The following is a 12741-nucleotide window of genomic DNA, read 5'->3' as shown; positions in this document are numbered from 1 at the left end:
GTTCTCCATTCGTTGATTCTTTGGGAATTCTAGGCAGACGGCTCCCCTGTTGATCTGTCCCATAACGACACGGGCACAGCGATCCAAGAATCGCTGTGCCCGTGGTTTCACGGATTGTGCGGAGTGGTTGTCAGCGCAGCACTCCCGCACGAATCCGAGCCGCCGATGCTATTTCATGAAATCAGCCAGATTGTCCTTCGTGATCAGCGTGAACGGGAGGGTGTAACGGTTCTCGATCTTCCCGCCCTTGAGGAAGTCAGTGACGACCTGTACGGCCTTGACACCCTGCCCAGCTGAATCCTGGCGAACGGTAGCGGTCATGGTTCCGTCTTTGATGGCTTGGAAACCAGGTTCAGTACCATCGACGCCTACCACAGCCTTGATTTCCGAGGTACGGTGAGCGTCTGAAATAGCTGAGGCGGCGCCGAGGGCCATTTCGTCATTGTTTGCGACCACGGCGTCGATCTTGCCGGAGCCGAACCGAGACAGCGTGTCTTCCATGTTGCGCTTGGCGACGTCTCGGGTGCCTTGAGCCTGGAATTCGGCGACGGTCTTGATGTTGGCGTTGATCTTGCTTGTATAGCCAGACTTCCGGCGGTCAGTCCATGAGGCGCCGTAGGTACCTGCGGCAAATACAATGTTGCCGCCATTCGGGAACAGTTTGTTGATGTACTCGGCTTGCATTTCACCCGCGAGCGTGTCGTCGACGCCGATGTAGCTCTTGTAGTCGATGTTCGCCCCTTGTGCGAATTCGGTCGAGAGGATGAACAGCGGGATTTTTGCCTCGGTGACGCGCTTGGCCGCAGTCTGGCTGGCTTCTCCGTCGAGAGGCTGCAAGATGATCGCATCAACCTGCTTAGTGAGCAGGTCCTCAACCTGGTTGAGCTCAGTTCCGACGTCCTTCTTGGCGTCGGTAATGTGCAACGTGACGCCTTCATCCTTGGCCGTCTGCTCCATGGCCTTCGTCATCTGTGCGAGGTCCGGGTCCTGCAGGTCGAGAACAACGACCCCGATGTTGAAGGTCTTGCCGCTTGAATTGTTGCTACCTGCGGTAGCGCCGCCAGAACAGGCGCTCAGGGTAAGTGCGCCTGCCGCCAGCATTGCAGCGACAGCAGAGAAGCGTCGTTGCATTCTCATAGGTGTTCCTTTCGTTGTTTTTGTGTAATGGAGGGGTTAAGTTGTTCATATTCGGGAAGTAGCAAATTTGTTCCGGTCGATCAATCCGATTTCCAACGGTTCAGCAGCACCGCGAGGACCAGGATGATTCCCTGCATGCCTTGTTGGTAGTAGGAGGAGACTCCGAGCAGGTTCATGCCGTTCATCACAACGCCCAGCAGGAGCACGCCGACCACGGTTCCGCGGATCGTGCCGACGCCGCCGAAGAGACTGGTTCCGCCAATCACGACGGCGGCAATCACCTGAAGCTCGTACCCTGTTCCGGCGACCGGGGCCGCACCGTTAAGACGTGCAGTGAGCACCAGGCCGCCGAGGGCAGCGGTTACTCCGCCGATGAGGTACACCGCGAGGAGCACTCGATTCGTCGAGATACCCACTTTCTTCGCAGACTCTTCGTTACCGCCGACTGCGTAAACGTGCGAGCCGAATTTCGTGCGGCCCAGCACGAACTCGCACACGACGGCGGCAAGTACGAAAATCACCACGGGGATCGGAATAGGGCCGATGAAACCCGACCCGATCCATTCGCCCGGGCCGCTCAGCCCGGAGACGACCTGGCCGCCCGTGATGACGAGGGCCGCAGTGCGGGCAATCGCCATCGTTGCAAGCGTCGCGAGGAAGGGAAGGATTTTTCCCCAAACGACTAGTGCTGCACTCAGGAAACCGACGAGCAAGCCCACCCCCAGTCCCGCGATCAGTGGCCACCAGAATGCCTCGCCAGTTGATGGAGCGAAGAGTGCGAACACCATTCCGGCCAGGCCGACGACCGATCCGACGGAAAGGTCGATGCCTGAAGTGATCATGATGAATGTCATGCCAAGGGCGATGAGTCCGATAATCGAGGACTGTCGAACGACATTTACCAGGTTATTAAGCGTCAGGAAGTTGGGGGCCGCCATGGCGAGGAAGACCAGAATGAGGGCGAAAAACACCAGGATTCCATAGTCACCGATGAAGCGCTTGATCTTGGTAGATCGTGAGCCTTCCTCCAGTTTCGGTTTGCCCAGCATGACTGCAATCGTGTTTGTCACGAGTCGCTCCTGTTCGTTGAGTAGTCGAACTCATCGGCCGGCGGCCCGCTGACCGTGGCAAGCGAAGTGCTCCCTATCTTGCGGCGCTCCACGGGGACTTCTACATCGGTGTAGCCGTCGAGTGTGCCATGTGAGATCAGATGCGCAACCTGCGTCTCCGAGATCTCTCCGGTGCGGAACCTACCAACGATCTGGCCCTGACGCATGACCGCAAACCGGTCGGCCACTGCGAACGCCTCGTCGAGCCGGTGAGTGATGATAATGACAGCGATGCCCAGGTCCTTGAGCTTCTGCGTGACCTCGATGAGCTTGTCCACCTTGGCGACTGAGAGGTTCGCGGTGGGTTCATCCATGATGATGAGTCGAGCGTCGAAGGCAAGGGCGCGTCCGATCGCGACGGCTTGGCGTTGCCCACCCGACAGTCGCTTCACCTTGAGACGGGGATTAATCGGTATGTCCAGACGCGCGAGCACGCGATTGGTCTCGGCCTCCATCTTCTTCCTGTCGATGATTCGGAGCAGCGGACCGAGAATATTCTTCTGCGGCTCGCGTCCAAGGAAGATGTTCGTACGAACATCAAGGTTGTCCGCGAGGGCAAAGTCCTGGTACACCATCTCGATCCCTTTGTCTCGGGAGGCCGACGGGGTGTGGAACTCAGTGGGCTTGCCATCCATCTCGATGGTGCCCTTATCCGGCTGATACACGCCGGTGAGTACCTTCATGAGCGTTGACTTGCCTGCCGCGTTGTCGCCCAGCAGTGCAAATGTCTCGCCTGGCTGAACGTCGATACTCACTCCGCGCAAAGCGGACACTGCGCCGAATGTCTTCTGTATATCTTTGAGTGCGACCAAAGGAGGGGTCACAGGTGGTGCTTCGGTCATCTCATCCTCGTGATTGATAGATCTATGGCCATGAATTTGAACTGGTGAAGCAGATGCGCCAGTGATTAGCCGATTCAGAATGTGCAGATACGGCACGACGCCCTAGCGTCTGCTCCAGCGTTCCGGAGTCTTACCGCTTCATGTAAGAAACTATGAGTGACGGTGGTCATACTCACGTGTGCCAGTTTGGAACATCTCGCCCCGATGTCGAATGCGCCTCGGGCAACGAACGCTTAAATACAAAACTGCTCCCCCGCAAGCCAGAACTGATTTCTCAGTCCAGCTCCAGGGGAGCAGTTCATAAAGGCCGAATGCACGCAACCGGCCTCGGCACTACCCGTTCAGGTCCCGCCCCACGATTGCGGAACCGTGAGCACAGAGGTTCTCCTCGCTCAGATCTTCTGACGGCCAAGCCGGGCGTACACGTCGGGTCGCTTGGAGCGAAGGAAGAATGCGTAGCCAATGCCACCAAAGAAGAGTGCGAAGGTAACGGTCATGAAGATGACTGTCATCAGGGTAGACCCCCCAATGAGTTCGGAGTAATTGGTAATGGAAAGATAGGTGATGACCCCAAGGAATATGAAGCTGATGATGGGTGCAACGATCGTCTGCCAAAACAGCTCCCGTTCCGAGCGGCGGCGACGGAAGAAGTAAACGAAAACCGCGAGGCTCGTTATGAACATCAAGAGCAGGACCGCGAAGCTACCGCTGCCGCTTGCAATGGGATACAGACTGTCCGGCGAGACTCCCAAAACCGAGAAGATCACCGTCGCCACGCCCCAAATGAGGCCAATGGCCAGCGAAGAGATGAACGGGGACTTGTGGCGGGGATGGACTCGTCCAAGGGCGGATGGCAGCACCCGGTCCGTTGCGAGCGAGAAGCTGTACCGGGCTGCGATGTTCTGGACCGAGAGCATCGACGCCAGGATGGAGGTGATCAGGAGGATGGTGGCTATATCGGAGAAGATCTTGCCAACCAGGGCGGAGGCGGAGTCGAAGAACAAATTGACGGTGTTCTGCTCTGCGGCGGCCTGAACGTTGTCGGCTCCGACGAACGTAACATAGGCCCAGGCTGCGATGGCATAGAACAGGCCGATGCCGGCCACGGCGAGGTATGTCGCCCTCGGAATGGTCTTCTCGGGATTCTTGACCTCCTCCCGGTAGATCACCGTGGCCTCAAATCCGAAGAAGTTTCCAACGGCGAAGAGCAGCGCCAGCCCAAGTCCGGCGTCGGTAAGCCACGGCATGGAGAAACCGAGGCCATGCTCTACCCTGGCCCCGCTGGTGGCGAAGGAGAAGATATCGAATATGACTACAACAGTGACTTCGAGGAGCATCACGGTTGTCAGCACCCGCGCCGAAAGGTCGATCCTGTGGTAGGCCAGTGCCGTCGTCACGACGATGATACCGAGTGCGTACCAGTACCACGGGATGTCCGGGCCGTTCAGGGTGCTCTTGACGAATCCCTGCAGCGTCACCGCGAACAGCGGCGGAGCAAAGTACCCGATGAACATGTAGCCGAAGAGTGCTAGGAAGGCTCCTCCCAGACCGGCCGGCTTGCCGAGGCCAGCCGTTACGAAGGCGTAGAACCCTCCGGGGTTCGGGACGCTCCGGCTCATTTTTACGAATCCCACGGAGAAGATGAGAAGCATTGCCGTCAGCACGAGATAGATGCCCGGGGCAGTGTGCCCGCTGAACATCAGCAACACCGGGATAAAGCCGGCGACCGTGGTCAACGGTGAGGAGAACGCAAGCACGCTCATCACCAGCTCGCCAACTCCCATGTTGCCGCTGAGCCGATGTTCCTGTGTCTTGCGTGACGCGTTGGTCGCGTCGTTTGTTGTGGTGCTCATGTAATCCTCGTCACTGAATAGCTTAAGTGTTGAATCAGAGTAGCGGTCTCAGTTCTGGCATTTTTGTGCCAGCATGAAACAGTTACTCGCGCGATAGCCCGGAGATTCTTCTGTGAAAGGCTGCCGCCAAGACCCGAATCAAGGTCCGTCCACCCTCAGCGCCGGTGCCGTCACGCCGAGCTTCGAAAGATCCACCACATCGCGGAGTGGCTCGTTCGCCTTCCAGCGTCGCAGGTTCTCGGCGAAGCAGTCGACGACGCGGCCCCGCCAGCCGACTAGATCCCCCGAGGCATGTGGCGAAACCAGAATGTTGCTGTTATTCCAGAAAGGACTGTGCTCTGGCAACGGCTCTTGCTCAAAGACGTCGAGGGCGGCTCCGCCCAAGTGCCCCGAATCGACGGCATCGATGAGATCCTGGTCCACCACTACCGCGCCGCGCCCAACATTGACCAGCCTGGCACCAGGCCGCATCCGCTTCATGCGGTCCGCGCCAAACAGGCCACGCGTCTCTTCCGTCAGCGGAAGAGTGAGTACGACGTCCTGGGCCTCACCGAGCAAGCGATCAAGGTCATTGAAGGAGGAAATGGCACCAAGCTGGGAGTCTTCCCGCGCCGAACGCCCGACGACGGTGACGTCCATCCCGGCGCCCCGCAGCAGCAGCACGGTTTCCCGGCCCACCGGCCCTGGCCCCACCACCAGCACTTTCCGGCCCAGGAGCGGCTCCGTTTCCCGGTGAAGCCACTGACGTTGCTGCTGGAGCTCTATCGTCCTGCGCAGATCTTTCGTAAACATCAAAAGCACTCCGAGGATCCACTCCGCAATGGGTCGTTCACAGACCCCTCGGGAGTTGCTGACCACAATGTCGCTATACACGATCTCTTCCGTCAGCAGGGCATCCACCCCGATGCTTGACGTGTGGATCCAGCGGAGCTCCCCGGGTCCGACCTCGCGCAACAAATTACTCCGGAAATCGTTCAGGAACAGGATCTCTGCGCCGGGCTGCGCTGCCCGAAGCTCGTCGGCTGTTCGCACGATGACAATTTCGGCTTCCTCTTTCAATCGCTCTACCGGGGGCACGGGCCTGCCCGGTGGAACAATCACTATAGCTCTTGGTTGAGACATGCTTTTTCTTTCCGTTCCGCCCCGCGATGTGAGGCAACGCCGCTTCAAGCTACCGTCGGTACGGCTACCAGCCGCCCTGCCAACCGCTCGTGAGTCCGTAAGGAATCCGCTGCGATTCCTCATTGGGAAGGCCCTGCAGGAAGTCGAAGTCGCACCCTTCGTCGGCCTGGAGCACGTGATCAATAAACAAGCGGCCATACCCACGGCGGTACCTTGGCTCCGGCAGCTTCACCTCTGCGAGTCGACGCTCAATCTCCTCTGCAGGGATATCAAGGTCCAGCCGCTGGTTCTCCACGTCGAGCACGATGGGGTCTCCGTCGCGCACTACTGCGAGGGGACCTCCAACGGCGGCCTCGGGGGCCACATGCAGGACTGTTGTGCCGAAGGCGGTCCCGCTCATGCGTGCGTCCGAAATCCGCACGATATCGCGGATTCCCCTGCGCAGGAGCCTTTCGGGAATGGGCAGCATGCCCCACTCAGGCATGCCTGGGGCGCCGACGGGACCGCAGTTACGCAGCACGAGCACCGAGTCCTCGGTGATGTCCAGGTCGGGATCATCAATCCGAAGGCCGAGGTCATGGATTCCGTCGAAGACTACTGCCGTTCCGCGGTGTTTCAGGAGTTCAGGTGAGGCGGCGCTGCGCTTGATCACGGCTCCGTTCGGGGCAAGCGATCCGCGGACGACGGCGATCCCACCTGAAGGGTCAAAAGGCTCATGGAGAGTGCTGATCACCTTGCCGTCGGGTGTCGGAGCGGATGCGTAGCCCTCCGCCAGTGTCTCGCCGGTGACGGTAATAGCGTCGGAGTGAAGCAGGGGGTCCAGCTCCTTGAGCACGGCGGAGATACCGCCCACCTCGAACAGCTGCTTGATGAGGTGCTCCCCTGAGGGGCGCACATTCGCGATCCGAGGGGTCTTCTCCGAGATCTGGTGGAATCGATCGAGCGGCAGGTCCACGCCAACCCGACGCGCCAATGCAAGGAGATGCACAACCGCGTTGGTCGAACCCCCGACCGCCATGAGCAAGGTAATGGCGTTGTCAAAGGCTTCCTTGGTCAGTACTTCGCTCGGCCTGGGCCCCTGAGAGAGCGCCATCTCGACCGCCCGTCGGCCGGTCGCCTCGGCCGCCTGGCCACGGCGCGAGTGAACTGCCGGAATCGAGGCTGTGCCGGGCAGGCACATGCCGAGCGCCTCAACGATGGAAGTCATTGTCGAAGCAGTGCCCATTTCGCTGCAGTGCCCGGCCGAGGGCTTTGCAGAGGCTTCAAGTTCGTCGAAGTCTGCCTGCGTGATTTTACCGGCCCGCAGTTCGTCGGCGTATTTCCAGGTGTCGGTCCCGACACCCAGTTGGCGCCCCCGGAAGTGTGCCGGCTCCTGGGGTCCACCTGTCAGCATGATCGCGGGGACATCCGCACTTGCGGCGCCCATGAGCTGCGCGGGAACTGTCTTGTCACACCCACCGAGCAGCACGATGGCATCCAGCGGGTAGGCACGGATTGATTCCTCGACATCCATCGCCATAAGGTTGCGGAATTGCATCGCGGAGGGCTTCATGAGGCTCTCACCGAGTGAGATTGTTGGGAACTCCAAGGGCAGGCCTCCGGCGAGCAGCACCCCACGCTTCACGGCGTCGGCAAGGAGCCGGAAGTGGATGTTGCAGTTCACGAGTTCAGACCAGGAGTTCGCGATGCCGATCACCGGCCGGCCTTTGATGGCGAATCCCGAAAACCCCTCTGCCTGGATCGCGGTCCGGTGTATGAATCCGGTCAAATCGTGCGGGGCAAACCAACGTGCACTGCGAAGGTTGCTGGTATCAGGCTCTTGCATAGCGATGAACGCTCCTTGGACTCTCGTATTTATGGGGATACGCGCACCAGCGCGCGGGAAACAGTGTGGCGGGATACCGCGGCGGTCAAGCCGCCGACGTACCACCGTCGAAGGCCATGGCCGTTCCTGTGGCGAAGGATCCCTCCACAGCCAGGAAGTAGATCGCGCGCGCCACCTCTTCGGGGCTCGCCAGCCGGTTCAGAGGAACAGTGGATTCCTTCTGCCGCAACGCTTCAGCAGGATCGTCTTCCTGGTCGAGACCGGACCTCAGCATAGGGGTGTCGATCGGTCCGGGGCAGACCGCATTGACACGCACGAGCGGTGCCAGCTCGATGGCCAACGCCCTGGTGAGCCCCACGACGCCGGCTTTCGCGGCACAGTAGTGGGCAAGCCCCGCAACCCCCATCGTCGCGAGATCGGAGGCGACGTTGATGATGCTGCCCCCGCCGGCCGCCCTCATGGTTAGCCCGGCCTCGCGCGAAACGTAGAACGTGCCGGACAGGTTGGTGTCGATCACCTGATGCCATAGGTCCTCATCCAACTCCTCCAGGGTTGCGTATCCCGCGACGCCTGCGGCGTTCACAACGACGTCGATACCCCCGAGCTTTTGGGTGGCGGCCCGGACTGCGGCAATCGCGGAGCCGGCGTCTGAGACGTCGGCGACGAACCATTGCGCACGCTCCCCGATCTCCTCGGCGACTCGCTCCAGCTCGTCGGGCCGCCGGGCGAGCAGGGCGACGCTCGCACCGCGGCTTGCGAAGAGCCGTGCCGTGGCCTCGCCAACCCCGGAGGTGGCACCCGTGACCAAAACCCGCGCCTGCTCGGGCAGAATCGGATGCATGCGTTTCATCATGGTTGACGGAACTCCCTTGTACTCAGCATGACTGACTGTCCTGTACCACTAGACCAGTGTGAAAGCCGCCGGGCCTGTTCCACATTGAGACACCTGAAGATGAGGCTGGCTCCCTAGGCTGAGATCCAGATGGCACAACCCGGCTCGCGGAGGGTCATCATTCAAACCCAGGAGAAAGACGAAGGAGTCCCGTTGGAACACCAAAATCGTATTGGGGTAGGCCTCATCTCAGTTGGATGGATGGGGAGACTGCATTCGCGTGCCTATCTCGCCACCAAACAGTTCTTCCCCGAACTGCAGAAACACCCCGAACTTGTTATCGCAGCCGACCCGGACAGCGCCGGTCGGACTCACGCGGAGGAAGCGCTCGGCTACCGAGAGACCACCACCGACTACCGCGACGTTCTCGCTCACCCCGATGTCGACGTCGTCTCAATCTGCGCTCCGAACTTCCTGCACCACGAAATCGCGTTGGCAACCATCGCGGCAGGCAAGCACTTCTGGATTGAGAAGCCCATGGGGCGGAGCGCACGCGAGTCCCGTGAGATCGCCGAAGGCGCGGAGGCCGCAGGACTCCTCACCGCGGTCGGCTTCAATTACCGCCATGTCCCGGCCATCGCAGAGGCCCGTCGCCTCATCCGTTCCGGAGCTCTTGGCCGCGTTACGAATGTGCAGATGCGCCTCTTGACCGACTATGCCTCGGATCCGGGTCAGGTGTTCACGTGGCGCTACGAGCAGGCCCGCGCCGGTTCCGGAGTGCTGGGAGACATCCTTTCGCACGGCTTCGATCTAGTGCAGTTCCTCGTCGGCCGCATTGAGTCCGTGAACGCGGTGACCGAGACCTTCATCAAAGAGCGGCCCCTCCCGGCAGGTACCTCCTCGAACAGCTTCGACAAGGGCACGGCGTCGAACACCATGCAAAAGGTGGAGAACGAGGACTACGCTGCCATGCTCGCCCGCTTCGAAGGGGGTGCCATCGGCTTCTTCGAATCGACCCGTGTGGCTGTCGGCCCGCATGCCGAGTACATCCTTGAGGTCTACGGCACCAAGGGGTCCCTGCGCTGGAACTTCGAGCGCATGAACCAACTCGAGCTTGCCGACGACCCCCGCGGATACCGCACCATTATGGCCGACAAGTCCTTCGGCGAATTCGGTCGATTCCAGCCCAATGCTGGTCCCGGAATCGGTTTCAACGATCTGAAGACCATCGAAGCTTCGCTGTTCCTGCGATCTGTGATCGAAGGCAAGCAGCTGGCCCCCTCCACCGCCGACGGCTGGTCGGCCTCTGAACTCGTGGACGCCTCGCTACGCAGCGCCGAGTCGGGTGCCTGGGTGGAGATCCCGAGAGTCACCGGTGAGACGACCTATGGGTTAACGCCGGAGCTCCTCGACGCTAAGTCTTAATCGGGCTTCAGCAGAACAGACCCCCGAGCGCTGTGCGCCGGGGGTCTGTTCTTTTGATTGACATTCCATTAGCAGGCGTTATTCAGAAATCCGCACCGCAACGCCTTCCTCAGCCGAACGCTGCGCGGCGTTGGCGATCATCAACGCCGTACGTCCATCTTCGAAACCCGGGCTGCTGGACGCCGCGCCACGCACAAGCTTGATGAACTCGGCCAGCTCAAGTGCGTAAGCCTGGGCGTACCGTTCGATGAAGGGTTCGACGTATGGCTCTTTTGCCTCGACTGATGGGGCTGACGAGAAGCTCACGAGGTTGGAGTGCAGGTTGCCTACCTGGAGCATGCCTAGCGCACCGAATGCCTCGAGACGTTGGTCGTAGCCGAATGGGCTGCGCCTGGAGTTCACGATGGTAACGACCGCGCCCGAGGCGGCGCGCAGCGTAACCACCGCAGTATCGAAGTCGCCGTGCTCGCGTGCGCCCGGGTCGAAAAGTTGCGCTCCCGTCGCGCTCACTTCGACGATGTCGCCAACGAAGAAGCGTGCCATGTCGAAGTCGTGGATGGTCATGTCGCGGAATATTCCGCCTGAGACTCCGATGTAGTTGGCCGGCGGAGGCCCCGGATCGCGGCTGATGATCGTGAGCTGTTCGAGTTCGCCGATCTCGCCGGCCTGAACCCGTGCATGAACCCTCGCGAAGCTGGGGTCGAAGCGCTGGTTGAATCCCAGCGCGACGGGCACCCCGCTCATAGCGACTTTCGGTCGGAGTGCATCGACGCGTTTGATATCCAGGTCGATCGGCTTCTCACAGAGCACGGGCAGGCCCGCATCGACGCAAGCCTCGATCAAATCAACGTGGGTGGGGGTCGGTGATGCCACAAGCACGGCGTCCAATTGCCCCGATTCGATGAGCTCTCCGGGTGAGTCCGTCACGGTACCGCCGAAACGTGCGGCTACCGCCGTCGCGCCGTCTATGAACGGGTCAGCCACCCAAGCCAGTTCGGCTTGGGGATTCGCTGCGATGCTCGCAGCGTGGACCTGCCCGATGCGGCCGGTTCCGATGAGTCCGAAGCGGACGGGATTCTGCGCCATAAAGCGTCTCCTTTCATGATGAACTGCCGGTTGCGCGCGCAGGGGTGACTTGTGAGACCCGCGAGCGGAATGCGAACCACGTAAAAGCACAAGGGGAGGCTCCTTCCGAACCTCCCCTTGTGCTTTGCTGAGGCAGAGCTAGTCAGCGAAGCGGAATAGCTTCTTGTTGGCGAACTCCAGCATGCCGACCTTGCCAAGTTCACGGCCGTAGCCCGACTTCTTCACGCCGCCGAACGGTACATCCGGCCCGGACAGGGCTGTGGCGCCGATGAAGACCATGCCGACGTCGAGCTGGTTGCCCACGTGTTCGGCACGCTCGCGGTCATCGCAAATGATGACCGACCCGAGGCCGTAGGGCGAGGAGTTGGCGAGCTCGATCGCTTCCTCGTCGCTTGACACCTTGTAGAGCTGAGCGACCGGACCGAACAGCTCCTGGCTATACACGTCCATCGCAGGAGTAATGCCGCCGAGCACCGTCGGCGTGAACACGTTGCCATCCGGGGTGTTGTTACCGACGAGTACCTCGGCACCCTGATCGATAGCTCCTTGGACCTGGCCGATGAGGTCCCGCGCCGCCGAGGCCGAAGCGAGCGGACCGAAATCGCTGGCCTCGTACGACTGCCCGGCAATGGCCGCCTTGAACTTTTCGGCGAACTCGTCGAAGTACTTATCCAGCACGACGATGCGCTTTGAGCCGTTGCAGGACTGCCCCGTGTTCAGCATCCGTCCGCCGACAGCCTGGGTCACGGCGTAGTCGACATCCTGCGTGTCGAGCACGAGAAATACGTCTGCTCCACCCAACTCGAGCACGCACTTTTTGAGCGCCCGGCCAGCGGCCTCGGCCACGATCGCCCCGGCACCTTCGGAGCCGGTGAGCGAGACACCCTGCACCCGGTCGTCGGCGATCATGTCTGCGATCTGTTGATGCGTAGCAAACAAGTTGACATAGGCCCCCTCGGGGAAGCCCGCGTCGCGGAAGAGACTCTCGAGCGCTAGCGCAGACTCCGGGCACTGGCTGGCGTGCCGAAGGATGATCGTATTGCCCAGAATCAGGTTCGGTACCGCAAAACGGGCAACCTGGTAGTACGGAAAATTCCAAGGCATAATGCCGAGGATGACGCCTGTGCCTTGGAAGCGAAGGAACGTCCGCAGGCCGTCCTCGACGTCGAGCGCCTCATCTGCGAGCCACTCTTCGGCATTCTTCGCGAATGCAGAGGCAATTGAAGCAGTGAACTCAACCTCTCCGACACCCTGTGCAACGGGTTTGCCCATCTCGCGATTGATGATAGCCGCGAGCTCGTCCTTGCGCTCCACGAAGAGCTCAGCCAAGCGCTGCGCAAGCGCCGCCCGTTCGGCGATCGTCGTTGTGCGAGCCCATTCGCGATACACCCGGTGGGTGTCGCTCAGTGCGGCCTCTACCTCGGCCGCCGTGGCGGACGGATACTCGGCGAGAGTCTCACCGGTCGCTGGGTTGGTGACAGTAAACGTAGACATATAGACCCTCTCCCCT

The 12741-nt window shown here is 60.7% G+C and carries 10 protein-coding genes; 1 reads left to right on the top strand and 9 read right to left on the bottom strand.

Features of this window, described 5'->3' with window-relative positions; all coding sequences use genetic code 11:
• Positions 1–168: 168 nt before the first annotated feature.
• From QRN51_RS12935 to QRN51_RS12905, 7 genes are all read right to left on the bottom strand, one after another.
• Positions 169–1101, bottom strand: a complete 933-nt coding sequence (locus QRN51_RS12935) for a sugar ABC transporter substrate-binding protein (protein WP_284990258.1) — start codon at positions 1099–1101, stop codon at positions 169–171.
• Between the two features lie 116 nt (positions 1102–1217).
• Positions 1218–2207 carry an ABC transporter permease gene (locus QRN51_RS12930; protein ID WP_284990257.1) on the bottom strand — a complete coding sequence of 330 codons (990 nt, stop codon included), beginning with the start codon at positions 2205–2207 and terminating at the stop codon, positions 1218–1220.
• Complete coding sequence (locus QRN51_RS12925) at positions 2204–3088, bottom strand: ATP-binding cassette domain-containing protein (RefSeq protein WP_284990256.1); 885 nt, start codon at positions 3086–3088, stop codon at positions 2204–2206. The genes QRN51_RS12930 and QRN51_RS12925 overlap by 4 nt, the downstream gene beginning before the upstream one ends.
• Positions 3089–3480: 392 nt before the next feature.
• Complete coding sequence (locus QRN51_RS12920; RefSeq protein ID WP_284990255.1) at positions 3481–4941, bottom strand: APC family permease; 1461 nt, start codon at positions 4939–4941, stop codon at positions 3481–3483.
• Between the two features lie 138 nt (positions 4942–5079).
• Complete coding sequence (locus QRN51_RS12915; RefSeq protein WP_284990254.1) at positions 5080–5973, bottom strand: D-2-hydroxyacid dehydrogenase; 894 nt, start codon at positions 5971–5973, stop codon at positions 5080–5082.
• Positions 5974–6127: 154 nt separating this feature from the next.
• The gene (locus QRN51_RS12910; protein WP_284990253.1) at positions 6128–7888 is read right to left on the bottom strand and encodes an IlvD/Edd family dehydratase; all 1761 of its coding nucleotides are present in this window, start codon (positions 7886–7888) and stop codon (positions 6128–6130) included.
• Between the two features lie 85 nt (positions 7889–7973).
• Positions 7974–8729 carry an SDR family NAD(P)-dependent oxidoreductase gene (locus QRN51_RS12905; protein ID WP_284990252.1) on the bottom strand — a complete coding sequence of 252 codons (756 nt, stop codon included), beginning with the start codon at positions 8727–8729 and terminating at the stop codon, positions 7974–7976.
• 204 nt (positions 8730–8933) lie between these two features.
• On the opposite strand from QRN51_RS12905, the gene QRN51_RS12900 reads away from it, so the two are divergent.
• Positions 8934–10145, top strand: a complete 1212-nt coding sequence (locus tag QRN51_RS12900; protein ID WP_284990250.1) for a Gfo/Idh/MocA family protein — start codon at positions 8934–8936, stop codon at positions 10143–10145.
• Positions 10146–10223: 78 nt separating this feature from the next.
• Here the strand turns inward: QRN51_RS12900 and iolG are convergent, their stop codons facing one another.
• Positions 10224–11231 (bottom strand): inositol 2-dehydrogenase, encoded by a 1008-nt coding sequence (iolG, locus tag QRN51_RS12895; protein WP_284990249.1) that lies wholly within the window; start codon positions 11229–11231, stop codon positions 10224–10226.
• A gap of 138 nt (positions 11232–11369) precedes the next feature.
• A complete protein-coding gene (locus tag QRN51_RS12890) occupies positions 11370–12725 on the bottom strand; it encodes an NAD-dependent succinate-semialdehyde dehydrogenase (RefSeq protein ID WP_284990248.1) in 1356 nt (451 codons plus the stop codon).
• Positions 12726–12741 lie beyond the last annotated feature (16 nt).

This window comes from Arthrobacter sp. efr-133-TYG-120, assembly GCF_030209785.1.
Taxonomy (GTDB): domain Bacteria; phylum Actinomycetota; class Actinomycetes; order Actinomycetales; family Micrococcaceae; genus Arthrobacter.
Note: the sequence above shows the minus strand (reverse complement) of the source record. Positions and strands in the feature narration are given on the sequence as shown.

What these genes read in the sequence shown, in the direction of transcription:
- QRN51_RS12910 (WP_284990253.1), bottom strand. Translation starts at nt 7,888, where the DNA reads ATGCAAGAGCCTGATACCAGCAACCTTCGCAGTGCACGTTGGTTTGCC.
- QRN51_RS12935 (WP_284990258.1), bottom strand. Translation starts at nt 1,101, where the DNA reads ATGCTGGCGGCAGGCGCACTTACCCTGAGCGCCTGTTCTGGCGGCGCT.
- QRN51_RS12890 (WP_284990248.1), bottom strand. Translation starts at nt 12,725, where the DNA reads ATGTCTACGTTTACTGTCACCAACCCAGCGACCGGTGAGACTCTCGCC.
- iolG (WP_284990249.1), bottom strand. Translation starts at nt 11,231, where the DNA reads ATGGCGCAGAATCCCGTCCGCTTCGGACTCATCGGAACCGGCCGCATC.
- QRN51_RS12925 (WP_284990256.1), bottom strand. Translation starts at nt 3,088, where the DNA reads ATGACCGAAGCACCACCTGTGACCCCTCCTTTGGTCGCACTCAAAGAT.
- QRN51_RS12920 (WP_284990255.1), bottom strand. Translation starts at nt 4,941, where the DNA reads ATGAGCACCACAACAAACGACGCGACCAACGCGTCACGCAAGACACAG.
- QRN51_RS12905 (WP_284990252.1), bottom strand. Translation starts at nt 8,729, where the DNA reads ATGCATCCGATTCTGCCCGAGCAGGCGCGGGTTTTGGTCACGGGTGCC.